The sequence below is a fragment of the Streptomyces crystallinus genome (genome assembly GCF_039521265.1).
Lineage (GTDB): Bacteria > Actinomycetota > Actinomycetes > Streptomycetales > Streptomycetaceae > Streptomyces > Streptomyces crystallinus.
This window is the reverse complement of the sequence record NZ_BAAACA010000014.1, coordinates 254,518-277,619: the sequence shown is the minus strand read 5'-3', so window position 1 is coordinate 277,619 and position 23,102 is coordinate 254,518. Positions and strand designations below refer to the sequence as shown.

Annotated in this window: 22 protein-coding genes; 15 read left to right on the top strand and 7 right to left on the bottom strand. The window is 72.0% G+C overall.

The genetic code is table 11. From position 1 onward, the window contains the following. The first annotated feature begins 42 nt into the window (after positions 1 to 42). Genes ABD236_RS11850 through ABD236_RS11840 form a run of 3 tightly spaced genes read left to right on the top strand, consistent with a single transcriptional unit; the run spans position 43 to position 5,174 of the window. On the top strand, positions 43 to 1,068 hold the full coding sequence (locus tag ABD236_RS11850; protein ID WP_344073347.1) for an ABC transporter ATP-binding protein: 1,026 nt from the start codon (positions 43 to 45) through the stop codon (positions 1,066 to 1,068). Further along, on the top strand, positions 1,065 to 2,423 hold the full coding sequence (locus ABD236_RS11845) for an ABC transporter permease (RefSeq protein WP_344073345.1): 1,359 nt from the start codon (positions 1,065 to 1,067) through the stop codon (positions 2,421 to 2,423). Before ABD236_RS11850 ends, ABD236_RS11845 begins: the two co-directional genes overlap by 4 nt. Before the next feature lie 3 nt (positions 2,424 to 2,426). After that, entirely contained in the window at positions 2,427 to 5,174 is a 2,748-nt protein-coding gene (locus tag ABD236_RS11840; protein WP_344073343.1) for an alkaline phosphatase family protein, read from the top strand. A 164-nt stretch (positions 5,175 to 5,338) separates the two neighbouring features. Here the strand turns inward: ABD236_RS11840 and ABD236_RS11835 are convergent, their stop codons facing one another. Beyond that, positions 5,339 to 5,566, bottom strand: coding sequence for a hypothetical protein (locus ABD236_RS11835; protein ID WP_344073341.1), 228 nt, complete (start codon positions 5,564 to 5,566; stop codon positions 5,339 to 5,341). Positions 5,567 to 5,626: 60 nt separating this feature from the next. Between ABD236_RS11835 and ABD236_RS11830 the strand changes: the two genes are divergently transcribed. From ABD236_RS11830 to ABD236_RS11820, 3 genes are all read left to right on the top strand, one after another. Further along, positions 5,627 to 5,839 (top strand): hypothetical protein, encoded by a 213-nt coding sequence (locus ABD236_RS11830; RefSeq protein ID WP_344073339.1) that lies wholly within the window; start codon positions 5,627 to 5,629, stop codon positions 5,837 to 5,839. Then, positions 5,836 to 6,027 (top strand): hypothetical protein, encoded by a 192-nt coding sequence (locus ABD236_RS11825; RefSeq protein WP_344073337.1) that lies wholly within the window; start codon positions 5,836 to 5,838, stop codon positions 6,025 to 6,027. The genes ABD236_RS11830 and ABD236_RS11825 overlap by 4 nt, the downstream gene beginning before the upstream one ends. Before the next feature lie 126 nt (positions 6,028 to 6,153). Then, positions 6,154 to 6,870, top strand: coding sequence for a VOC family protein (locus ABD236_RS11820; protein WP_344073335.1), 717 nt, complete (start codon positions 6,154 to 6,156; stop codon positions 6,868 to 6,870). 110 nt (positions 6,871 to 6,980) lie between these two features. Here the strand turns inward: ABD236_RS11820 and ABD236_RS11815 are convergent, their stop codons facing one another. Continuing rightward, a complete protein-coding gene (locus ABD236_RS11815) occupies positions 6,981 to 7,880 on the bottom strand; it encodes an NAD-dependent protein deacetylase (RefSeq protein ID WP_344073333.1) in 900 nt (299 codons plus the stop codon). A gap of 87 nt (positions 7,881 to 7,967) precedes the next feature. On the opposite strand from ABD236_RS11815, the gene ABD236_RS11810 reads away from it, so the two are divergent. After that, positions 7,968 to 8,513, top strand: a complete 546-nt coding sequence (locus ABD236_RS11810) for a GNAT family N-acetyltransferase (protein ID WP_344074216.1) — start codon at positions 7,968 to 7,970, stop codon at positions 8,511 to 8,513. Between the two features lie 39 nt (positions 8,514 to 8,552). On the opposite strand, the gene ABD236_RS11805 is transcribed toward ABD236_RS11810, so the two are convergent. After that, a complete protein-coding gene (locus tag ABD236_RS11805; RefSeq protein WP_344073331.1) occupies positions 8,553 to 9,869 on the bottom strand; it encodes an MFS transporter in 1,317 nt (438 codons plus the stop codon). A 71-nt stretch (positions 9,870 to 9,940) separates the two neighbouring features. Here ABD236_RS11805 and ABD236_RS11800 point away from each other — a divergent pair, with 71 nt between their 5' ends. From ABD236_RS11800 to lanL, 3 genes are all read left to right on the top strand, one after another. Next, positions 9,941 to 10,936, top strand: coding sequence for a GlxA family transcriptional regulator (locus ABD236_RS11800; RefSeq protein ID WP_344073329.1), 996 nt, complete (start codon positions 9,941 to 9,943; stop codon positions 10,934 to 10,936). A gap of 195 nt (positions 10,937 to 11,131) precedes the next feature. After that, positions 11,132 to 11,293, top strand: coding sequence for an SflA family class IV lanthipeptide (locus ABD236_RS11795; protein WP_180357040.1), 162 nt, complete (start codon positions 11,132 to 11,134; stop codon positions 11,291 to 11,293). A 13-nt stretch (positions 11,294 to 11,306) separates the two neighbouring features. Further along, positions 11,307 to 14,045: a class IV lanthionine synthetase LanL gene (gene lanL, locus ABD236_RS11790; protein WP_344073324.1), complete on the top strand. Its 2,739-nt coding sequence runs from the start codon at positions 11,307 to 11,309 to the stop codon at positions 14,043 to 14,045. Positions 14,046 to 14,167: 122 nt separating this feature from the next. Here lanL and ABD236_RS11785 read toward each other — a convergent pair whose 3' ends face one another. Further along, positions 14,168 to 14,974, bottom strand: coding sequence for a VOC family protein (locus ABD236_RS11785; protein WP_344073322.1), 807 nt, complete (start codon positions 14,972 to 14,974; stop codon positions 14,168 to 14,170). A gap of 209 nt (positions 14,975 to 15,183) precedes the next feature. On the opposite strand from ABD236_RS11785, the gene ABD236_RS11780 reads away from it, so the two are divergent. Both ABD236_RS11780 and ABD236_RS11775 read left to right on the top strand, forming a co-directional pair. After that, a complete protein-coding gene (locus ABD236_RS11780; protein WP_344073320.1) occupies positions 15,184 to 15,558 on the top strand; it encodes a VOC family protein in 375 nt (124 codons plus the stop codon). Between the two features lie 199 nt (positions 15,559 to 15,757). Next, entirely contained in the window at positions 15,758 to 16,798 is a 1,041-nt protein-coding gene (locus ABD236_RS11775; protein ID WP_344073318.1) for a vWA domain-containing protein, read from the top strand. Between the two features lie 77 nt (positions 16,799 to 16,875). Here the strand turns inward: ABD236_RS11775 and ABD236_RS11770 are convergent, their stop codons facing one another. Further along, positions 16,876 to 17,460 (bottom strand): anthrone oxygenase family protein, encoded by a 585-nt coding sequence (locus tag ABD236_RS11770; protein ID WP_344073315.1) that lies wholly within the window; start codon positions 17,458 to 17,460, stop codon positions 16,876 to 16,878. Between the two features lie 314 nt (positions 17,461 to 17,774). On the opposite strand from ABD236_RS11770, the gene ABD236_RS11765 reads away from it, so the two are divergent. Further along, positions 17,775 to 19,154, top strand: coding sequence for a condensation domain-containing protein (locus ABD236_RS11765; protein WP_344073313.1), 1,380 nt, complete (start codon positions 17,775 to 17,777; stop codon positions 19,152 to 19,154). A gap of 83 nt (positions 19,155 to 19,237) precedes the next feature. Here ABD236_RS11765 and ABD236_RS11760 read toward each other — a convergent pair whose 3' ends face one another. Beyond that, entirely contained in the window at positions 19,238 to 20,467 is a 1,230-nt protein-coding gene (locus ABD236_RS11760) for a serine hydrolase domain-containing protein (RefSeq protein WP_344073311.1), read from the bottom strand. Between the two features lie 136 nt (positions 20,468 to 20,603). Continuing rightward, on the bottom strand, positions 20,604 to 21,203 hold the full coding sequence (locus tag ABD236_RS11755; protein ID WP_344073309.1) for a short chain dehydrogenase: 600 nt from the start codon (positions 21,201 to 21,203) through the stop codon (positions 20,604 to 20,606). 163 nt (positions 21,204 to 21,366) lie between these two features. On the opposite strand from ABD236_RS11755, the gene ABD236_RS11750 reads away from it, so the two are divergent. Both ABD236_RS11750 and ABD236_RS11745 read left to right on the top strand, forming a co-directional pair. Then, positions 21,367 to 22,230: a LysR family transcriptional regulator gene (locus ABD236_RS11750; protein WP_344073306.1), complete on the top strand. Its 864-nt coding sequence runs from the start codon at positions 21,367 to 21,369 to the stop codon at positions 22,228 to 22,230. 315 nt (positions 22,231 to 22,545) lie between these two features. After that, positions 22,546 to 23,088, top strand: a complete 543-nt coding sequence (locus ABD236_RS11745; protein ID WP_344073304.1) for a GNAT family N-acetyltransferase — start codon at positions 22,546 to 22,548, stop codon at positions 23,086 to 23,088. Positions 23,089 to 23,102 lie beyond the last annotated feature (14 nt).

Genomic DNA, 23,102 nt, shown 5'->3' with positions numbered 1-23,102 from the left:
CTCCCTATGTTCTGTTGGGGCTTCTTCTGGAAGAAGGGACTCATGGACACACTGCCGGCGGTGCGGGCCCGTGGGATCACCAAGTGCTTCGGCGACGTCATCGCGCTCGACGGTGTCGATCTCGATGTGGCGCGGGGGCAGATCCACGGCCTCGTCGGACCGAACGGCGCGGGCAAGACGACCTTGCTCGGGGTGCTGCTGGGACTCGCCGTCGCGGACAGCGGGCGTCTGGAGATCCTGGGTACGCGGGTTGGGCGGCAGCTCGCCGCGCCCGACGGTGTCGCGGGCTTCGTCGACGGGCCCGGCCTCTACCCCTCGCTCACGGCCCGGCAGAACCTCGCCGCGCTGGCCGCCCTGCGCGGCCACGACGCGCGGACGGCCGGGATCGACGCCGTACTCGACGAGGTTGGGCTCACCGATGTCGCCGACGACCGGGTCCGTGGCTTCTCCCTGGGGATGCGCCAGCGGCTCGGGCTCGCCGCCGCCCTGCTCACCCGGCCCCGGCTGCTCGTCCTCGACGAACCCGCCAACGGACTCGACCCGGCCGGAAAGAGACACGTACACCGCGTCCTGACCCGGCTCGCCGCCGACGGCACCGGCGTCGTGCTCTCCAGCCACCGTATGGATGACGTCGAGGCTCTGTGTTCCGAGGTCACCATTCTCGCCACCGGAAGAGTCGCCTTCTCCGGCCCGCTCGGCAAGCTGGCCGCCGAGAACCGCGAACTCGACTACCGGCTGCTCACCTCCGACCCGGCGGCCGCCCGCCGGCTGGCGGCCGAGACGGAGGGGATCCGGACCGTCAACGATGCCGAAGGGCGGCGCGACACCGGTGTACTCGTCGTGCGCGCCCGCGTTCCCGCCCTCGACGAGCTGGTGCGCAGGGTGGTCCACGCGGGCATCGCGGTGCGCGAGCTCGCCCCGGTGACCTCCCCGCTCGAAACCGCCTTCCTCGCCCTCACCGAGAGCGTCGTCGAGTCCGGGCCGGGCTGCGTAGCTGAACGCGTCGCTCAGGAGCCGGTCGAACGAGAACCGACGCGGCCCACCGACGCCCAGGAGGCCGGACGATGACCGTGGCCGTCGCCGCCTCCCGAACCGCCGGTTCCCGCCGCGTCCCGGTGGTGCGCGCGTACCGCTTCGAGCTGGTCAAGCTGGTCTCCCAGTGGCGCGTACGCCTGCTGGTCCTCGCCTGCTGGATCGTGCCGGGCGTCTTCGTCGCCGCCGTGGCCCAGCAGAGCACGCTCCCCACGGACACGCTCTTCGGGCGCTGGATGCACGCGACCGGGTGGGCCGGCCCGCTGGTGACGCTGGGGTTCTCGGGCAGTTGGGCGCTGCCTCTGCTGACCTCGGTCGTCGCGGGCGACGTCTTCGCCGCCGAGGACCGGCTCGGCACCTGGCGTCACCTCCTGGTGGCGGTGCGCTCGCCCCGGCGGATCTTCGCGGCGAAGGCCCTGGCCGGCCTCACCGTCATCCTCGTGCTGGTGGCCGGTCTCGCCTGCTCCAGTACGGTCGGCGGGCTCGCGGCGGTCGGCAGCCATCCGCTGGTCGGCCTCGACGGGCACACGCTCGCTCCGTCGGACGCCGCCGGGAAGGTGCTGCTCGCCTGGCTCTGTGTGCTGGCTCCGACGCTGGCCCTCGCCGGGATCGGGCTGCTGGGGTCGGTCACCCTGGGCCGCTCCCCGATGGGACTGCTGCTGCCGGCGCTGGTCGCGCTGGCAATGCAGCTCGCCCAGATACTGCCGCTGCCCGTGGCTGTACGCCTCGCCCTGCCCGGGTACGCCTTCATCGCCTGGAACGGGCTGTTCACCAGCCCCGTGCAGGGCGGCCCGCTTCTGATCGGTGTGGTGGTCGGCCTGCTGTGGGCGGCGGTCGCCACCGCGCTGGCCTATTTCCTCTTCGTACGGCGCGACTTCACCAGCCCGGAGCACGACGGGCCCGGGCGTCGCGCGCTCGCCGTCGCGGTCCTGCCGTTCGCCGGGCTGCTCGCCGCGACGGTGGCCGTCGTCGCCGCGGCGACCACGGCCACCGGTTCCGGCATCGAGCAGGAAAAGGTCCAGCGCTCGCTCGCCACCGCGTTCGCCCACCTCTACCGGACGCAGACCGAGCAGCTCAACCGCCCGGACGTCACCGAGGCACAGCTGAAGGCCACGGCGGCGTGCACCAAGGGCGACGTCAGGACCGGCGCCCACGGGCCGGGCAACGACTGGCGCTGCGTCGTCTCCTGGCACCTCCCCGGCGTCGGGACCACCGGCCAGGCCGTCTACCAGCTCGACGTCGCCGCGGACGGACGGTTCGTGGCGGACGGCGACGGGCCGAAGGAAGTGAACGGCTACTTCCTGGTGCGCACCGCGACCGGGGACGCGCCGAACCCGCTCTGGCAGTTCGACGGCAGTGTCGAGCTGCTCTCCGCCACCCCGAAGGGATGACTCATGCAGGTCACACGCCGCCGTCGGAGTGCCGAGAAGGGGCACCCCGGCACGGTCGGCAGACGTATCCGCCGACGTACCCCCCTGGCGACGGCAGGCGTCGCCGCCGTCGCGCTCGCCCTCGCGGGCACCGCCTTCGCCCAGACCACCCAGTTCGGCACGGCCCAGGTCGGCCAGGTCACCCGGCAGGGGCAGGTCATCTCCAGCGACCAGTTCATCGCCCCGTACGGAGCCCGTTTCGTCATCGACAACGGCAAGATCATGTCGTCCACGGTCAGTCCGGACGGCACCCACTTCGCCGCCACCGTCGCCGACGGCGGGATGGCACTGGACATCGTGAATCTGAGGCGGGGCAGGCTCCAGCAGGTCATCGGCAACAACGCCGCCGCCGACCTGCGTATCAGCGGCAACGACGTGGGCCAGGAAGGCCCCGCGTACTCGCCCGACGGCAAGCAGCTGTGGCTGGGCCAGACCGACGGCTACACCAAGTTCACAGTCACCGCCGACGGCAGCCTCGCGGACCCGGTGGCCGTCAGGATCCCGGCGGACGGGCCCAGGCACGCGCTGGTGGCCGGGGCCGCGTTCTCGCCGGACAGCTCCACCGTGTACGCGGCGGTCAACGGCCAGAACCGGGTCGTCGCCCTCGACGCGGCGACCGGCACCGTCCAGCACAGCTGGCTCGTGGGCAACGCCCCGCGCGGTGTCGCCAGGGTCGGCTCCAAGCTGTACGTCAGCAACGAGGGCGGGCGTCCGGCGCGGCCCGGCGACACCACTGGCGACTCGTACCACACCCAGGTGCCCGCCGACCCGGTGACCGCCGCGACCACCACCGGCACCGTCAGCGTCATCGATCTGGCGAATCCGGGCGCCGCCGTCGCGAGCATCGACGTCGGGCTGCACCCGACCGCCCTCTACGCGGGGAAGGGCGCGCTGTTCGTCACCAACACGGCCACCAACGACGTCTCGGTCATCGACACCGCCAAGGACAAGGTCGTCCAGACCATCTCCACCAGGCCGTGGCCCGAGGCGTCCGTCGGCTACGAGCCCAACGCGGTGACGTTCTCCCGCGACGGCCGGCTGCTGGTGACGCTCGGCCGTGCCAATGCCGTCGCCGTCTACCGCTTCACCACCCCGCAGGAACCGGTCAGCTATGTGGGCCTGCTGCCCACGGACTACTTCCCTGCGGAGATCGCCACCGCCGGCAACGAGGTGCTGGTCTCCAACACCCGGGGCATCGACGCCCGCCGCCCCACCAGCCGCGCCGGACACGGCACCCACGACACGACGTCGAGCCTCCAGCGCTTCCTGCTGCCCAAGGACAGCATCATCAAGGCCCAGACGGCCACCGTGTTCCAGCAGAACGGCTGGACCGCCGGTTCGGTCGCGCAGGGCGGCGGCCAGGCGCAGCCGGTGCCCGTCCCCATCCGGCTCGGCGACCCGTCGACGATCAAGCATGTGTTCCTGGTCGTGAAGGAGAACCGGACGTACGACCAGGTCTACGGCGACATGCCGCAGGGCAACGGCGACCCCTCGCTGACCGAGTTCGGTGAGAACGTGACCCCCAACCAGCACGCGCTGGCGAAACAGTTCGGGCTGTACGACAACACGTACGACATCGGTACCAACTCCGCCGAGGGCCACAACTGGCTGATGCAGGCCGACGACCCGGAGTACACCGAGTCCTCGGCCGGTGAGTACGCGCGCAGCTACGACACCGAGAACGACGCCCTCGGCCACCAGCGGACCGGGTTCCTGTGGACCGGCGCCCAGGCCGCCAAGAAGTCGGTCCGGGACTTCGGCGAGTTCCAGGAGTTCCTCACCAAGCCGGCGGACGCGAGCTGGCAGAACCTGTACTGCGACACCAGGAACATGCGGTCGACCGGGAGCGACACCGGCTACCCCCTGCTGTCCTCCTCGCCGATCCCGTCGCTCAACGACGTGTCGGTGCACGGCTTCCCGAAGTTCGACACCGCCGTTCCGGACATCTACCGGTACGAGATCTGGAAGCGGGACTTCGAGAAGAACGGGCCCGCGGACCTGAACATGTTCTGGTTCTCCAGCGACCACACCGGCGGGCCGCCGAACGCGGCCGCCCAGGTCGCCGACAACGACCTCGCGGTCGGCCGGCTCGTCGAGACGATCTCGCACAGCCCGTACTGGAAGGACTCCGCGATCTTCCTGGTCGAGGACGACTCCCAGGCCGGACTCGACCACATCGACGGCCACCGCGCCCCGATCCAGATCATCAGCCCCTGGGCCCGGCACGGCGCCGTCGACAGCCACTACTACTCGCAGATCACGATGATCCGCACCATCGAGCAGATCCTCGGGATCCACCCGATGAACCAGAAGGACAGCGCGGCCAGCCCGATGGCCGCGGCGTTCACCGCGAAGCCGGACCCCACGCCGTTCACCGCGCTGCCCAACCGCACCTCGCTGACGGCCGGTCTGCAGACCCCGCCCGCCTGCGGCGAGGACACCCCGGCACCGCCGAACCCCGCCGTGGCGCCCGTACCGACAGCGAAGGTGCCGGCGGACAAGCAGCGGCTCGTGGCGCGGTGGGAGAGCTGGAAGTCGCACCAGCGCCTGACCGGGCCCGACGCCAGACCCGACTTCGCCAACCCCGAGCAGATGAACCACTTCACCTGGTACGAGACGCACGGGTGGGTGAAGCCGTACCCCGGCGAGAACAAGCTCTACGCGCCCGAGGAGGTGCCGGGCGCCTACATCCCGTCGGCGGACCGCGACTGAGGCAGCCGACAGAAACGGGGCCCCGCCCGGCGCCGACGCCGGCCGGGGCCCCGTCTGTGCCACGGGCGGGCAACGGTGCCTCCAGGACTGCCCGTTCGGCCCTTCACCGATGACGGACTGGGAGGGCAGCGACGTCGAGGCGGGGTAGGGGCGGGCGCGTCCGGTCAGGGCCGGGCCTCCCGCCGCGCGTGCTCGCGCAGCGCCATCCGCGCCGCGGGTGACGGCCCGGTGGGCCCCCAGTACGGGTGGGCGGCGATCAGGACGGACAGCCGCTGGAGCCTGCGCCGGGCGGCCGCCGTCCCGCCCGGCGCGGGCTGGGTCAGCTGCCGGTACGCGTCGTACCAGGCCATCTGGGCTGTCACGAGGTCACGGGGGAAGGGGAACGTCGCCATGGCGGCATTAGACCGCGTGTTCGAATTTGCAGCCAAAAGCCCAGGTGGGATACTCCCGCCGTGACTCCCACCCGTCGCCCCCTCGGCTCCGGCCCCCAGGCCCCGCAGCCGCCCGCGCCGCCCGCGCCGCCCGCCGAACCCCGCCCCCGCGTCCAGGCCGCGCAGGCCGACCTGGACACCGGCCCCCTGGACCAGGCTCATCTGCCCGATGTCGACGACCTCCGGGCCCGCGGCGTGCTGAGCCCCGGACCCCTGGAAGACTTCACCTCGTGACCACCACGCGCCGCCCGCTGGGCACCGGCCCCCGCGCCGCCGACGACGACGAACAGTCCCGCACGGCCGACGGGCGCCCGCTCACCACCCCCGGCGGCCCCGGGACCCCGCCTGACCCGGGCCCCGCACGCGGTGGCCGCCGCCCGCTGGGCCCCGGCCCCGGCCCCGACGCCACCGCCGACCGCTAGCGCACCCCCGGCTCCCCTCGGCAGGGGAAATCCGGATGCGAGGGCCACGCGGCCCCTCTACGCTGCGTTCGCGGGCCGGGCGCAGCGCCGTGCCGGCCCCTTCAGGGGATCGGAGACGCACGGGGTATGACGAGTCGACTGTTCGCGATCTGCTTCAACGCGACCCGCCCATCGGAGCTGGCACGGTTTTGGTCCGGGGTCCTGGACTGGGAGTTGGCCGACGGGCCGGGCGACGAGGTCGCGATCCTGCCTCCCGACGCCGCCGGGTTCCGTATCCGTTTCCTGCCGAGCCAGGAGCCCAAGACCAACCAGAACCGGGCGCACTTCGACTTGACGAGCGCCTCCCCGGAGGGGCAGCGGGAGACCGTGGCCAGGGCGCTGCAGCTCGGCGGGAAGCAGATCGACGTGGGCCAACTCCCGGAAGAGGGGCATGTGGTGCTCGCCGACCCGGACGGCAACGAGTTCTGTGTCATCGAGGCGGGCAACAACTTCCTCGCCGACACCGGCTTCATCGGAGCGCTGGCCTGCGACGGGAGCCAGGAGGTCGGTTACTTCTGGAGCCGGGCGCTGGGGTGGCCGCTGGTCTGGGACCAGGACCAGGAGACCGCGATCCAGTCGCCGCACGGCGGCACGAAGATCACCTGGGGCGGCCCTCCGGTGGCGCCGAAGCAGGGCACGAACCGGCTGTACCTCGAGCTCGCGCTCCCCGCCGACGCCGACCGGGAAGCGGAGGTCGAGCGCCTGGTCTCGCTGGGAGCGACGCGCGCGGGCGAGGACGACGGCGGCCGGACGCTGATGTGCGACCCGGACGGCAACGAGTTCGCCATCCAGGGGACTCACTAGCGGCCCGCTGCCAGGCAGCGGTGAGGCTCAGCTGCTTGCGTGCCGGCCCGACAGCCCGACAGCCCGACAGCCCGACAGCTCGACAACCGGCAGTCCGATGGCCCGCCCGGTCAGGCCGTCGCCGGGGCGTCCACCAGGATGCCCAGGCGCTCGGCGACGGTGGTGAGGGTCGTCCCTAGCGGAAGTGCGACGCGGGTGAGCGCGTGCTGGTCGCCGCGGGTCGGGTCCCGGTTGACGATCACCACCGGGATCCCGGCCTGGGCGGCCTGGCGTACGAAACGGAGCCCGGACATCACCGTCAGGGAAGAGCCCAGGACCAGCAGGGATGTCGCCTCGGCCACCAGCGTGCGGCAGTGTGTGACCCGCCGCGGCGGTACGGATTCGCCGAAGAACACCACGTCCGGTTTGAGGATGCCGCCGCACACCGTGCAGGGCACCACATGGAAGTCCCCGACCTGCTCGTCGGTGAGGTCGGCGTCGCCGTCGGGGTTGAGCGCGGCGGCGGCCGGTGCGAAACCCGGGTTGGCCTCCTCCAGGCGCCGGGCGAGCTCCCGGCGCGGGCTGAAGTCGCCGCAGGAGAGGCAGACGACCCGGTCCAGGCTGCCGTGGAGTTCCACCACGCCGTCGCTGCCCGCGGCCTGGTGCAGTCCGTCGACGTTCTGCGTGATCACACCGCTGAGCAGCCCGTTCCGTGCGAACGCGGTCACGGCCCGGTGCCCGGCGTTGGGGCGGGCACGGCCGAACGTACGCCAGCCGAGGTGGCTGCGCGCCCAGTACCGGCGCCGGGCGTGGGCGCCGGCGGTGAAGTCCTGGTAGGTCATGGGGGTGTGGCGGCTGAGGCTGCCGCCCTCGCCCCGGTAGTCGGGGATGCCGGACTCCGTGGAGAGCCCGGCTCCGCTGAGCACCAGCACCCCGCCGGCGCTCAGCGCGTCGGCGACCGGCCCCGGATCCGAGGTGCCGGGCGGCAGACTCGCGTCGGGGGTCCAGCTCAGCGTGGGACGCATGCGCATACGGCCAGCGTACGAAACGGGCGGGCGTTTTATCAGCCGTCAGCGCCCCAGGCCCTGCACCGGCCGCGCCGGTATGCTGCGCGCGTGATGATCGACGGGGTGGCGATACGTGAGATCTCGCCGGGGGATGCGGCGGGGCTGGCGGAGACTTTTCGCCGGAATCGGGAGCGCATGCGGCCTTTCGAGCCGTATCGGCCCGAGGAGTTCTTCACCGAGCGGGGCCAGCGCGACAGGATCCGCGGCCTGCTCGCGGAGCGTGAGGCAGGGCGTATGCGCCCGTACGTCCTGATCGAGACGGCCACCGGCACGCCGGTCGGAGCGGTCAACCTCGGCAGCATCGCGCTCGGCCCGTTCCGCAGCGGCGGACTGGGCTACTGGGTGGACCAGGCGTGGGCCGGCCGAGGGCTGGCGACGGCCGCCGTGAACGAGGTCTGCCGCGTCGCCCGCGAGGAACTCGGTCTGCACCGCGTCGAGGCCGGCACCCTGGTCGACAACCTCGCCTCACAGCGCGTGCTCACCAAGGCGGGATTCCAGCGGTACGGGACCGCGCCCGACTATCTGCACATCAACGGCGCCTGGCGCGACCACCACCTCTTCCAGCGGCTGCTGCACGACGAGCCGCCCGCTCTCTGAGGACAACGGGACGGCGGCCGGGCGCGGGCGTCGGCCGGGTCACTTTCCGTCCGGGCCGCCGGGCGCCCGCGGCTCGCCCCCGTCCATGGGCGTGACCCGGCGCAAGGTGCGGATCGCCGGGGTCGCGAACAGGGCCGCGCAGCCCGCCAGGCACACCCCCGCCGACACCAGCATCAGCCGTTCCGGAGCGACCAGCGCGGTGGCCGGGCCCGCCAGTATCTGGCCGAGCGCCACTCCGGACACCGAGCCGGCCTGCTCGTACGCGGTCACGCGGTTGAGCACCGCGGGCGGGGTGTGGGTCTGCACACTGGTCGCCCACATCACGGACCAGAACGCCCAGGCGCCACCGCCCAGGACGTGGCCCGCCAGCAGCACCGGCAGGCCGGTGTCCAGTGCCACGCAGAGCGGCAGCACGGTGTACAGCGCCATCGCCACGGCACCGGCGGCCAGCGGCCGGGAGGGGCGCAGCCGCAGCGCCAGCAGACCGCCGAGCACGGTTCCGACGCCGAGGAAGGAGACCGCCACGCCGTAGGCGTTCGAGCCGAGCCGGTCACTGATCAGCGCCGAGCTGAGCGGTACCAGCGGGCCGAAGAGCAGGACGCCGTAACCCACCCAGATCAGGATCACCGCCCACATCCAGGTGCGTGCGCGGAACTCCTGCCAGCCCTGGCGTAGATCGCGGCGGAGGGAGCCGCGGGTGTGGACGGGCGCGCCGGGCCCGGACAACGCGGGCGCGGTGGCCCTGGTGAGAGGCAGCAGCGCCAGGCAGAGCGCGCTCAGCAGGAAGGTCCCGGCGTCGATCGCGTAGACGGTCCCGGCGCCGGTCAAGGTGATCAGCAGGCCCGCCAGCGCGGGGCCGAGCAGATGGGCGAGCGCGTCGGCCACCTTGAGCGTGCCGTTGGCGCGCTGGGGGTCACGGGCGACGAGGGGGACCATCCCGTTCACGCCCGGCATGAACATCGCGACGGCCGCGCCGGCCAGCGCCGCCATGGACGCCAGCAGCCAGAACGGCGGTGTCCCGACGAAGAAGGCGACGGCCAGCACCCCTTGGGTGAGCACCCTGGCCAGATCCGCGCCGACCATCAGCCGTCGTGCGCCGAACCGGTCGGCGAACACCCCGCCGAACAGGACCAGGAGGACGAACGTCCCGGTCCAGATGCCGAGGACGTAGCCGACCCCCGACACCCCGTACAGCGCGCCGACCGCGAGCGCGGCGGCCACCGGCATCATCGCGTCGCCGACCAGCGAGACCGCGCGGGCGACGAAGTAGAGCGTGAAGCGCCGGTCCCAGAGCGGGGGCCGAGGGGTCGGTGGCGAGGTGCGGGCGGTATGGGTCTGCGTCTGCGCGGTGGTCACCGTACATTATTGGACTGGACCAATTGCCAAACCCCAGTGTCCCCACCGACATGATGAGGTACTTTCCGGCCATGACGCTCCGACCGCGGCCGAAGTCCCCTGCTCCGCACCGGGTCGTGGCCCTGCTCCACCCCCCGCAGTCGGCCTTCACCCTGGCCTGCGCGAGCGAGGTGTTCGGCGACCACGGCCCGGAGATACCCGCCCGCTATACGTTCGAGGTCTGCACCGAACACCCCGGCCCGGTACGCACCCAGGACGGCTACGACATGCTGGTCGCCAACGGCCTGGACGCGCTGGAGCGCGCGGACACCGTGCTGGTCGCGGGCTGGCAGCAGCCGCCCGGCACCGAGGTGGCGCCCGCCGTGGCCGCGGCGGTCCGCCGGGCGCACCGGCGCGGCGCCCGGATCGTCAGCCTCTGCTCGGGCGCCTTCGTGCTCGCCGCCGCCGGACTCCTGGACGGTCGCCGGGCCGCCACCCACTGGGCCCGCGCGGCCGAACTGGCCGCCCGCTTCCCGCAGGTCCTGGTCGACCCCGCGGTGCTGTACGTGGACCACGGCGACGTCGCCACCAGCGCGGGTTCCGCCGCCGGCGTAGACCTCTGCCTGCACCTGGTGAGCGCCGACCAGGGCGCCGCGTACGCGATGCGGATCGCCCGGCAGATGGTGATGCCGCCGCACCGCGAGGGCTGCCAGTTGCAGTACGCCGAACTGCCCACCTCCGGACCGGTCGCCGACTCGCTGGGGCCGCTCCTGGAGTGGCTGTCCGGGCGGCTCGACCAGCCGGTCAGCGTCGCCGAGATGGCCGCCCGCTCGCAGGTCTCGCCCCGCACGCTGACCCGCCGCTTCGGAGAGCAGCTGGGCACCAGCCCCGGGCGCTGGCTGCTTGACCGGCGGATCGCCGCGACCCGGGCGCTGCTGGAGGAGACCGATCTGCCGGTCGAGACCATCGCCCGCAGGGTCGGCCTCTCCTCGGCCGTCAATCTGCGCCGACGCTTCCACGAGGCCCTGCGCACCACGCCCGCCGCATACCGGCGCGCCTTCCGCGCGGACAGGTCCTGGCAGGGCTGAGACCCTGCCTTCGGGGGTGGGAGTCCCGAGGGGTACGGGGCCGTACACCCCGGCCAAGTGGTCGCCCCCCTGCGGCCGTCGCGTACAAGAACTCAAGTCCCGCCTCTTGCCCGTGAGTTCGACTTCGGTGAAACTGGCATGCGCTTGACAATCTCTCCACCAAACCTTCTCGTTCCGCACACAGAAAGGACCGTCATGAGCCCTGTGGCACTCCAGATCCGCGACGCCGGCCCCCTCGACGTGGCTGTTGAGGAAGAAGAGATCCCCTTCGAGGAGCAGGCGGACCCCAGCCGCGGTCTCCAGGCGTGTCTGGCCGACCCCTGGGTGACGGCGACGACCCGCTTCGCCTGCGACTAGGCGAGGAGCACCAGTGGCGGCCGGACCGGCCTCGGCCGGTGAGGAGTTGTCCGGGGCGGCCGCCACTGGCGTGCACGGCACAGGCCCGTACGGCGGGCCGGGGAACGCGGTGCCCCCGGCCGGCGGTCCAGGGCCACAGCTCGGCCTCGACGAGCAGCTCGGGCACCTGCTCGACGGCAGCGGGCGGCGACTCGCCGTCGACGACCAGTGGGTGTACGTGTTCGCTCCCCGCGCCACGGCGAGCGAACTCCCCGACCACGGTTGGAAACTGCACATATCCGCCCGCGCGGAGGACCTCTCCCAGGTCGCGGACCTGATCACCCCGGTGTTGCTGCGCTATGTCTGCGACGCCAAATTCGCCCGTGAAGCCACGGTGTTGGGCCTGATGAACAGCGGGGCGCTCGACGCGGCACTGGTCGGCAAGGCGGTCACCGTCTACCCGCGACCACGGGATGTGACCGCGCTCGGCGGCGAACTCGCCCGTGTCCTGGCCGGGCGACCGGCCCCCCGGGTCCTCAGCGACCGCCAGATCCGCTCCGACGCCCCCGTCTACTACCGCTACGGGCCCTTCCGGACCACGGGCACCGACGACGCGGCGCTCGTGATGACCGGGCCCGATGGAGAGCCCTTCCGTGGCCGGGCGGGCACGCGCTACCGCCAACCGCCCTGGGCCACCGACCCGTTCCGCGCTGCCACACCGCCCCCGCCCCGCCCCACGCCCCTGATCGGCGGACGGTACCGGCTCACCTCGGGCATCTCCCGTTCCCCGCACGGAGACGTCTACCGCGCCGAGGACACCGCCTCCGGTCAGCGCGTGACCGTCAAACAGGCCAGGGCCCACGTCGGTGAGGGCCCCGACGGCGTCGACGCCCGTGGCCGTCTGCGGCACGAGCACGCCGTGCTGGGCGCCCTCGCTGGGGTCGACGGCGTCCCCCAGGTGCGCGACCACCTCCGCCATGGCGACGACGAGTACCTGATCACCACCGACTGCGGGCCCCGCGACCTGCGCCGCGACGTACTCGGCCACGGGCCGTACACACCAGCGCCCGAGGCCGCCGATACGCGGACGCACCACCGCGAAGTCACGGCGCTGGCGCGCCGGTTGCTGACGGTGCTCGAAGCGGTGCACGCGCGCGGAGTCGTGGTGGGCGATCTCAAACCGTCCAACGTGGTGCTCGCCGAGGACGGCACCGCCCACCTCGTGGACTTCGGCGTCAGCGCCCTGCACGGCGACCGGCCCGCCGGAGCGACACCGGGCTACTCGATGCCGGTGTACCGCGCGGGCCGCCCACCCGAACCGGCCGACGACCTCTACGCGCTCGGCGCGACCCTGTACTTCGCGCTCACCGGAATGGACCCGGTGGTCGTCGACCGCGACGACACCGTCAACCGGGACCGCACCCTCGCGTGTCTGGCCGCCGTGCTCCCCGGCGTACCACGGCGTCCGGCACGCGAACTCGTCGCGGGGCTCATGGACCCCGACCCGGTACGGCGTGTCACCTGCGCACGGCGATGGCGCGGGCAGCGGGTACCGGCGGCGACCGGGCGTCGGCTTCCCTCAGCGCCGAGGTTCACCCGCGACCTCCTGGACGATCTGATCGCGCATACGGTCGCCACCTGCGTCACCGCCACCGCCGATCTGCCCGCACGGGCACAGCCCCACCCCGGACAGCTGCACTTCGGGCTGACCCTGTACGACGGCGCGGCCGGCGTGGGCCTGGAACTGCTGCACCACCGAGACCACCCGGGCGTCACACAGGCGGTGGCCGACCTCGCCCGTCGCACCGCCCACCACACCGTCCTGCCCACCCTGACCACCGCGCTCTACACCGGTCGTACCGGCGTGGACCTCTTCCTCGAAGCCGCCGCCGAACTGACCGGCACGGCCGAGGCGTTCGTCCCACCGCCGAGCCCGCGCCCGTATGACGACACCGGTGACCAGATCGGTGGCGCGGCGGGCGCCGGGACCGGGCTGTTGGTGCTGGCCCGGCGAGCGTACGCGGCGGGGCGGCGCGAGGAGGGCGATGCGCGGCTGGCGGCGGCGAAGGAGTGTGTCGGCACGCTGCTGGCCATGGAGGACGGGCGGGAGCGGCCCCGTCCGCAGCGCTCGGCGGCGGCGTCCGAGGCGGCGTTCCCGTTCGGCTTCGCCCACGGCCAGGCGGGCGTCATCCATTTCCTGCACGCCTACCACCGTTTCACCGGCGATCCCGCCGCCGGGGCCGCGGCCCGCTCGCAACTGGCCGAACTCGCCGCGTACACACCGCGTCTGCTGGCACTGGCGGCCCGCCCCGAGGCCCACCGGCGCTACGGTTCGTGGTGCCGTGGGCTCGGCGGGATCGGGACCCTGCTGATCGAGACGGGCGGGCACGAAGGGGACCGGCATCTGACGGACCTGGGGGTGCGGTGCGCCCGGGCGTGCCGTGACCTCGCACCCCGTATGAGCCCGGTGTCCCAGTGCTGTGGGCTGGCGGGCGTGGGGGAACTGCTCATCGACGCCGAGGCGGTGACCGGCGACGGGACGCTGAACCGCGCGGCCGAGGAGGTGGCGGGGCTGATCCTGTGCCGCAGCGGCGGCACCCCGCGGCGACCGGTCTTCCCCGACAACACCCTGGCCGCTTCGGGCGCGGGGTGGGCGACAGGCAGCGCAGGTGTGCTCTCCTTCCTGCGCCGGCTGCGCGACCACGGTGGTCCGCGCCTGTGGAGCGACAGCGGACCGGTGCCCGGCCAACCCCGTTTGCCGGACCGCCTCTAGCGGAGCAGGTCAGCGTGTTCCTGCGAGCTGGCTTCGCGACCCACTCACCCGGTGGTCCTGCCTCCTGATGCGGGGGCAGGACCACGGGGCGGCCGGGCCGGCGGGGCACTCGGCCGGAAGGGTTATTCCGGTTGTTCGGGGGCGGTGGCCTTGATGACGGAGAAGCCTCCGCCCTGCGGGTCCGCGAGGACGGCCATACGGCCCGCTGCCATGTCGAAGGCCGGGGCCAGGACCGAGCCGCCCGCCCGTACGGCGGCGTTCTGGATGCTGTCGACGTCGTCCACGCCGAAGTACGGCATCCAGTGCGGCGGCACACCCGGCGGGAGCGCGGAGAGATCCATCATCCCGCCGATCGCGCGGTCGCCGACCTTGAACGCGATGTACCCCTCGGCGCCGGGCATCCCCGCGGGCGCGGCTTCGAGCGGCAGCACGGCGCCGTAGAAGTCGGCGGCCGCTTTGGTGTCGCCGGTGTTCAGCTCGTTCCAGATGAGCGCGCCGTGCTCGTTGACGATGCCCGCGCCGTCGAAGGTGCCGGCCTGCCACAGACCGACGACGGCGCCCGTCGGGTCGGTGATGACGGCCATCCGGCCGAGGTCCATGACGTCCTGTGGGCCCATCACGACGGAGCCGCCGGCATCGGTGACGGCCTTGAGGGTGGCGTCGACGGAGTCGGTGGCCAGATACGTCGTCCACACGGTCGGCGGCAGCGGGTCGGGCACGGTGCCGTCCGGGTTCATCGCCTTCATGATCCCGGCGACGGGCTTGCCCTTGAGGAGGCACACCGAGTAGCCGCCGGTCTCCGGCGGACCGACCTCCCCCTGCCAGCCGAAGAGGTCGCAGTAGAAGTCGAGGGCGGCCTGCTGGTCGGGGACCATCAGGTCGATCCAGCAGGGGGTGCCGGGTTTGTAGGGTCCGGTCTTGTCGGGCATGCGTGCCTCCGGGCGGGTGTTGCTGGGGTGGGACGACGGGGCGTTCTGTACCCGGTGGCCACGGCGCCAAGCGGGCCGAACGGATGAACGGGCGTCGTCCGCCGTATCGCCGTGCCGCCACACCCCCGTGCATGGCCGCTGTGGTGGCGGGTACGACCTGTCTCGTACGGAGTGTTGCGTAGGGGGTTGAAGAGCGAGAGGTGTCGCAAGTGATTCGAAAGCTGCAAGCGATCGCGCTGGACTGTGCTGATCCGGTCGGGCTCGCGCAGTTCTACGCGGAACTGCTCGGCGGTCGGGTGGTCGCGGACCCGGACGACCCCGAGTGGATCGAGGTCCACGGGTTCGAGGGGACGCCGCTGGCCTGCCAGCAGGTGGACGGCTACCAGCCGCCCGAGTGGCCCGGACAGCAGCGCCCGCAGCAGATGCACCTGGACTTCGACGTGGACGACCTCGAAGAGGAGGAGAAGCGGGTGCTCGCCCTCGGCGCGACCGTGCTGGAGCGCACGGACCAGGTCCGTCCGGACGCCAACTGGCGGGTGTACGCGGACCCGGCGGGCCACCCCTTCTGCCTCTGCCTCCACTGAGCACACCGGTCGCACGACCCACTGGCGGACCACCGGCACGACCGCGGCCCGAAGCGCGCGGTCGACCCGGTGGTCTGCCTCTTTGTTCGCTCCGACCTCTGCTTGCGGGCCTCCTGCCGACCGCGATCCAAGATCGATTGTCAGTGGTGGGTGGGAGGATCGAAGCATCCAAGTCGGAGAGAACGAGGGGGGACCTGTCGTGTCCGGAAACCAGAACTACATCAACCACGTCGCTCTTGTGCTGGATGCCAGCTCGTCCATGTCGCACCTGAGCCGCAAGGTCGTCGAGGTGGCCGACCAGCAGATCGCCTACCTCGCCCGCCGGTCGCGGGAGTTGGAGCAGGAAACCCGCGTAACGGTGTACGTGTTCGCGGACACGGTGGAGTGCGTCATCTACGACAAGGACGTGCTGCGGATGCCGTCCCTGAAGGAGCTGTACCGGGTCGGCGGGATGACGGCCCTGCTGGCGGCGGCTCTCAAGTCGCAGCGGGAGCTGGCGCAGACGGCGCAACTGTACGGCGACCACAGCTTCCTGACGTTCGTGCTGACCGACGGCCAGGAGAACGCGAGCCACCACAGCCCGGACGCCCCCAGCAGGAAGCCCCGTGAACTGGTGAAGGCCGTCGCCGAGATGATCGCGACACAGCAGGACAACTGGACCCTGGCCGTGCTGGTGCCGGACCAGATGGGCAAGCGCGAGGCCATGCAGTGCGGCTTCCCGAAGGACAACATCGCCATCTGGGACGCCACCAGCACCCGGGGCCTGGAGGAGGCCGGGCGGGTCATCCAGCAGGCCACCGAGAACTTCATGGTGGGCCGCGCCCAGGGCGTCCGGGGCTCGCGGGCGGTGTTCTCCACGGGAGCCGACGCGGTCAACAAGGAGACCATCGAGGCGGCCGGTCTCACGCCGGTGGAGCCGTCGAAGTACCAGCTCATCCCGGTGGCGCGGGAAGCGGCGATACGTGACTGGGTCATCGAGTGCGGACACACCTACCGCACGGGTTGCGCGTTCTATCAGCTGAGCAAGTCGGAGAAGATCCAGGCGCGCAAGCAGATCGCGGTCCTGGAGAAGAAGACGGACCGGGTGTACACGGGGCCGGAGGCGCGGGCCCTGCTCGGTCTGCCGGACGCGGAGGCGCGCGTGAAGCCGGACCACAACGACGACTTCACGATCTTCGTGCAGAGCACCAGTGTGAACCGGAAGCTGGTGGCGCACACGCGGCTGCTGCTGATGATCTGACGCGGCCGGGGCGCCCGCATCGACGGCGGGTGCCCCACGCCGCGTGGCGCGCCGCAAGGCTCTCAGCCTTCGCGGCCTCAGCCGATGTCGGTCCGGGCCGTGGCGCGGCCGTGCAGCAGCAGGGCGCGCACGATGCCGCCCAGGGCCGTGAGGCACAGGAGCGTGCGGAAGATGTTGGCGGTCTCCCAGGTGCCCTTGAAGTCCTCGATCACCGAGTAGTCGGTGGAGGGGCCGGGGTGGCCCAGGTCGGCCAGCTTGTTGTTCAAGGGAATGTTGATCCCCACGGTCAGCAGCAGCGCGGCCGCATAGCAGAGCGTCGCGGCCAGGAGCCACCAGCCCGTCTCCCGCCGTCCTTTGCGCAAGGCGCGGAACGCGGCCCATGCCGTGAGCACCAACGCGCCGATGAAGACCAGGGCGAAGGGGCCGCTGCCGTCGATGACCGCGTTGATGTTCTGCATGGCGGTGGCATACGTGCGGTCGTCCCCCTTCGCCAGACCCGGCATCACGGAGACGTCGAAGGCGAAGAAGAGCCCCGCCATCAGCCCCATCGTCACCGCCGCGGCACCCAGGAGCAGCCCCGTGAGCCTGTCGGCCGATGCCCGGACGGGCCCGGCGGCGGACGCGCCAGTGTGGTGGGACACCTCTATGTGACTCATGTCCATGTGACTCATAAAACCCTCCGCGTGGCGTTCACTTGGCACTTGGCACTCAGTGCTTGGGGCTTGGCACTTGGCGCTTGGCCGCTTCGAGCTCATTTCATCGTGGAGAACCCCGCGCGACCATGACGCAGACGCTCAGCCGCATATGCGAGGCTCCACGACGAGTCCGCGGATCGGGCGGGGAGGGCCGCTCTGCGGCGGTTTGGACGGTTGTGCGAGGTGCCATCCGATGCGTTGAAAAACCGGGAAAACGATCCTGGCCGCCGCGGGCGCGCCGTTGGCTTGGGAGCCTGTCCCTTTGTGAACGGAGACGCCCCGTGCGAATGACCGACATCCAGCGCTGCGAGGTCCGGCCCGGACGGCTGGTCGAGTGGACGCTAGGTCCGGGAACCGTCGCGGCGGCGACCGGTCAGCCGGAGGACGTGAGACCCCCTGCCTACATCCAGGAGTCGCACTTCCGCACGGTCCGCTCCGTACTGCGAGATGATCTCGTGCTGCCGACCTGGCTCGGTGCGACGTTCGACCTTCCGGGTGCGGTCGACCTCGACGCGCTGGAGGAGGCGCTGCGCAGATGGACACTCCGGCACGAGACACTGCGCAGCGGCTTCCGCTGGGCCGGGGAGGAGATGCGCCGGTTCACGGTCGGCGCCGAGGACGTGGCGCTGCGCCGCGAGGTGGTCGGCGACTTCCCCGATGCGGCACAGCTGGTCCAGCATCTCGAAGCCCGGTTCGACGAGGCGGCGTACGCGCTCGGCTGGCCGAACTTCCTCTACACCGCCGTCGTCCGGCCCGACTGCACCAGCGTGTACCTGGCCTTCGACCACAGCAACGTCGACGGCTACTCCATCTTCCGCATCCCCGCCGAGATCCACGACCTCTACACCGCCGCCGTCGAAGGACGCCCCGAGGAGCAGGCGCCGGCCGCCAGTTACGTCGACTTCTGCGAGACGGAACGGGCCGAGGCCGACCGCATCGAGGTCGACCACTCCAGCGTCAGCCACTGGCGGGAGTTCATCCGCCAGTGCGGCGGGCAGCTGCCGAACTTCCCCGTCGACCTCGGACTCGATCCCGGCCAGGGCCTGCAACCCCAGATCCTCGTGCGCGAGATGCTCGTGGACGCGGAGAGCGCCGCCGCGTTCGAGGCGTACTGCCGTCCCTTCGGCGGCAGCCTGGTCGGCATCCTGGCCGCGACGAGCCTCGCCGTGCACCACATCGGCGGTGAGCAGGTCTACCGGACGGTCGTGCCCTTCCACACGAGGGCCGCGGAACGGTGGTCGGACTCCGTGGGCTGGTTCGTGGGCGCCGTCCCGATCGAGGTGCCCGTGGCGTCCGACTTCTCCGGCGCGCTGAAGGCCGTACGAGCCCAACTGCGGGCCAACAGGCGCCTGGCGCGGGTGCCGCTGGCCCGCATCCTGGGGCTGCTGGGCCCCGAGTTCCACCCGGCGTCGCCCGATCTGTACTCGGTCGTGTCGTTCCTCGACGCCCGGGACGCCCCCGGGTCCAAGTGGTGGGCCGAGCGCAAGGTGTACGCCCTGGGCCGGGTGACGTACGGCGACAAGGTGTACGTGTGGTTCAACAGGCTCCACGAAGGTCTGTGGTTCACGAGCCGCCACCCGGACACCGATGTCGCGCACAAGAACATGCGGCTGTACGTGGAGTGGATGCGGGACCTGATCACTTCCGTGCCCCGAAGCTGACCTCGTCCACCCGGGCGGCCGCACAGACACGCGCCCACCCCCGGCGGAGGTGGGCGCAAGGCGGATACGGGACGGGACGCGGCTCAGCCGAAGTCGGGGATGGGGTGCTGCGGAGCGAGGGCCGCGGCGATGCGCTGGGTCAGCACCTGGGAGGTGTGGCCGCCCTTCGCCTTGGGCCCGTTGGTCGTCGTCACCGCGATGGCCAGGCGCTCGGACGGCAGATAGGCCTGGGCGGCGGTGTAGCCGAAGAACAGCGGGTGCTGGCTGATCCAGTCGCCGAGGACGAGCAGACCCATGCCGTAGTGGGTGGCTCTGGTCTGCGGGAGGCAGATCGTCGCCGGGCAGGTCTTGGTCGGGCGCCCCAGACCCACCGTCCTCGGGTTCAGCATCTCCCGGTAGCCGGCCCGGGAGAGCAGCTCGCCCGAGCCGATGCCCGAGGCCGACCGGGCCAGATCGCAGATGTTCGTGGTCTGCACCGCGCCGGGCGCGGTGGTCCACGAGGGGTTCCAGAAGCTGGACTCCTCGTACGTGCCGCGCTCGGCGGTGAAGGCGTGCAGCACCGGCCTGGGAATCTCGGGAGTGAAGCTGTTGCGGGTCTCGGTCAGGCCCAGCGGGCCCATGACCTGCTCCTGGAGCAGGACGTCGAGCGGAGTCCCGGTGATCTTCTCCAGCGCGGCGCCGAGGATGACGAAGTTGGCGTGGGAGTAGCTCCAGTTGGTGCCGGGGCGGTACCACAGCGGCAGCGCGGTGGAGACACCCACCAGTTCCTTGGCCGTCCACTGGCGGAACGGATCCGCGTAGACCTTGGTGGAGAAACCGGGGGAGGTGACGTAGTCGACGAGGCCGGACGTGGAGGCGCCGAGCATCCGCAGGGTGATGCGGTCACCGAGGTGGTGCGGGAGGCCTTGCACCCAGCGGCCGACGGGGTCGTCCAGCCTCACCTTGCCGTCGTCGACCTGTCGCAACAGGGCCGTGCCCATATAGGCGATGGCCACGTTGCCGTTGCGGAAGTGCATGGCGGGGTCGGCCGGGACCCCGGTCATGGACTCGCCGAGCGCGGTGGTGACGAGCTCGCGCCCGTCGACCGTGACCCGCACGATCACGGACTTGAGGTCCATCTCCCTCTTGGCCTGCTCGGCGATCCGCAGGACGTTCCGTGCCGGGCCGTGGGCAGGCAGCCGGGAACTGACGCAGGGCCGGTGGTGGCCACCGCTGCCCACGGCGCCGTCGGCGGCGGAGACGGGGGTGCTGAGTGCGAGGAGGGCGGTGACCGCGGCGAGGCGCAGCACGGTGAGGCGGCGGGTGGGTCGCATGTCCGCAGTATTGGCCCGCGGTATCCGCGCACCCGCCCAGAACAGCCTCCGACCCGCGCGAAGATCACCCGTCGGGCCCGCGTACGCGGGTCGTGGGCGTGGGTGATCGTCGCGCGGGCCTCGCCGGCGTGCGTGCTCAGCGCACCCGGTATATCTGGCCCGTCTGCGCCCCTTCGACGGAGCGGACGTACGCCGTGGCGACGCGCGCCGTGGGCACGGCCTCCATGCCCACGAAGAACGGGCCGTAGGCGGGCAGCGACTCCTCGACCACCGTCGGGCTCACCGCGTTGATCCGCTGCGGCGCGAGTTCGATGGCGGCGGCCCGTACGAACGCCTCCACCGCGCCGTTGGCCGCCGAGGCGGCGGCGCCCGCCACGATCGGCTCCTCCGTGAGGATCCCGCTGATCAGTGAGAACGAGCCCGTCGCGGCCACGTGCCGGACGCCCTGGCGCACCAGCTCCACCTGGCTGAGCGCCTTGCCGCGCAGCGTCGCCGCGAAGTCGTCGCCGGTGAGCTCGGCCAGCGGCTTGAACACGGCGTCGCCCGCCGCGACGGCCACCGCGTCCAGCGGGCCGGCCTGCGCGTACAGCCGGGCCACGGCCTGCGGGTCGGTGACGTCGGCGACCAGGTCCCCGCCGGTGCGGCCCACGCCGATCACCTCATGGCCCCGCTCCGCGAGCGCCTTGTGCACCGCGGAGCCCAGCGTGCCGGCCGCGCCGACCAGAAGAATCCTCACAACTCACCGTCCAGTTTCTGAAAGGAACGCCCGGGATACAGCGGGCGGCCCCGGGGGAGGGCCCCGGGGAAGGAAGCCGGGCCACCGACCCGGCGCACCCGAGGCTACGGAGCCCGCTCGTCCCCCGGAAATGCCATCTGGGCAGCGACTATGCTGGGGAGGCATGGATGTGGAACTGCGTCACCTCAGGGCTCTGGCCGCCATCGCCGAGGCGGGTACCGTCACCGCCGCGGCCGCCCGGCTGCACATGACGCAGCCCGCCCTCTCCCGCACCCTCGCCCAGCTGGAGGCGCGGGTGGGAGTGGGCCTCGTCGACCGCTCCTCCCGGCATCTGGAGCTCACCGAGGCCGGCCGGACCCTGCTGGGCCACGGGCGGGCCATCCTCGCGCATCTCGACGCGGCGCTGGCCGACACCCGTGCCGTCGACCGGCCGCTGCGGCTGGGCTACACCTGCGCGGTGCTGGGGCAGCAGACCGTACCGCTGCTGCGGACCTGGCGCCAGGCGCACCCGCACGCGCCCCTCGAAGTGGTCCGCCAGGACAACAGCACGGCGGGCCTGGCCACCGGTGACACCGACGTGGCGGTGCTGCGTACCGTCCCCGCCGACCCGCGGATCCGCACCGAGGCCCTCTACACCGAGGACCGGGTCGCCGCCCTGCCCGACGACCACCCGCTCGCGGGCCACGACCGGGTGCGCCTGGCGGACCTCACCTCCGACCCGGCCCTGCCCCTGGCCCTGTGGCCGGACACCGGCACCGCCTCGGTGGACCTGTGGCCCCCGGAACAGCGCCCGCACCGCACGATCGAGGTGCGCAACGTGGACGAGTGGCTGAACCTCATCGCCACCGGCAGCGCGTTCGGCGTGGGCGCCGCGGGCACGGCGGAGAGCCACGGCCACCCGGGTGTGCGCTTCGTCCCCGTGGCGGACGCGCCCGCCACCACGGTCTACCTGGCCTGCCCGGCCCACGCCACGCACCCGCGTACGGAGGAGTTCCTCGCGGCGGTACGCGAAGTGGTCAGCGCCTAGCAGGAGCGGGAGGGCGCGGTCTCACGACCATTGAGCCGGAGGCTAAATCCATGGCGCGGCCCTACGAACGGGCCGGAGACTCATGGCGCGAGGCGTCGACGAGTCCTGGAGAGGACTCTCGACGGCGCCCTCGCCCGCGGGCGGGTGTTGCCGGAGAGGGATACGGGGGTGTCGTCTCCGGCAATACCGCCCCGGCGAGCCCGAACCACCGGGCGACGGGCACACCCTCATCGCGTATACGCGCGTCTTATTGGATTGCTTATCGGATTGCTTATTGGATTGCCGCCCACTGGCCCGGTCGGATAGGAAGCTCGCATGCTTCGAGGCAAGAAGGTCGGGCTGCGCGCCCGCCACGACGACGACATCCCGATCCTGCGGACCGAGCTCTACGACGACGTGGTCAACGGCTCGCGGGCAGAAGCCGGGCCGTGGCGGCCGATCACGCCCGGTGCGAAGGACCCGCGGCTCGTGGTGGACGACAAGGAGCAGGGGCACGTCCCGTTCTCCGTGGTGGAGTTGGAAGGCAACACGCTGGTCGGCACGGCCACGCTGTGGGGCATCGACACCCACAACCGGTCCGCGCACATCGGCCTGGGGCTGCTGCCGTCCTCGCGCGGCCAGGGCTACGGCACCGACGTGGTCGCGGTGCTGTGCCACTACGGGTTCGTCGTACGCGGTCTGCACCGGTTGCAGATCGAGACGCTGTCGGACAACGCCGCGATGCTGCGCTCCGCCGAGCGCAACGGTTTTGTACGCGAGGGTGTACTGCGCTCCTCGGCCTGGGTGTTGGGTGAGTTCCTGGACGAGGTGCTGCTCGGGCTCCTCGTCCAGGACTGGAAGGCGGACTCGGCAGCGTAGGACGCTACCGCGCC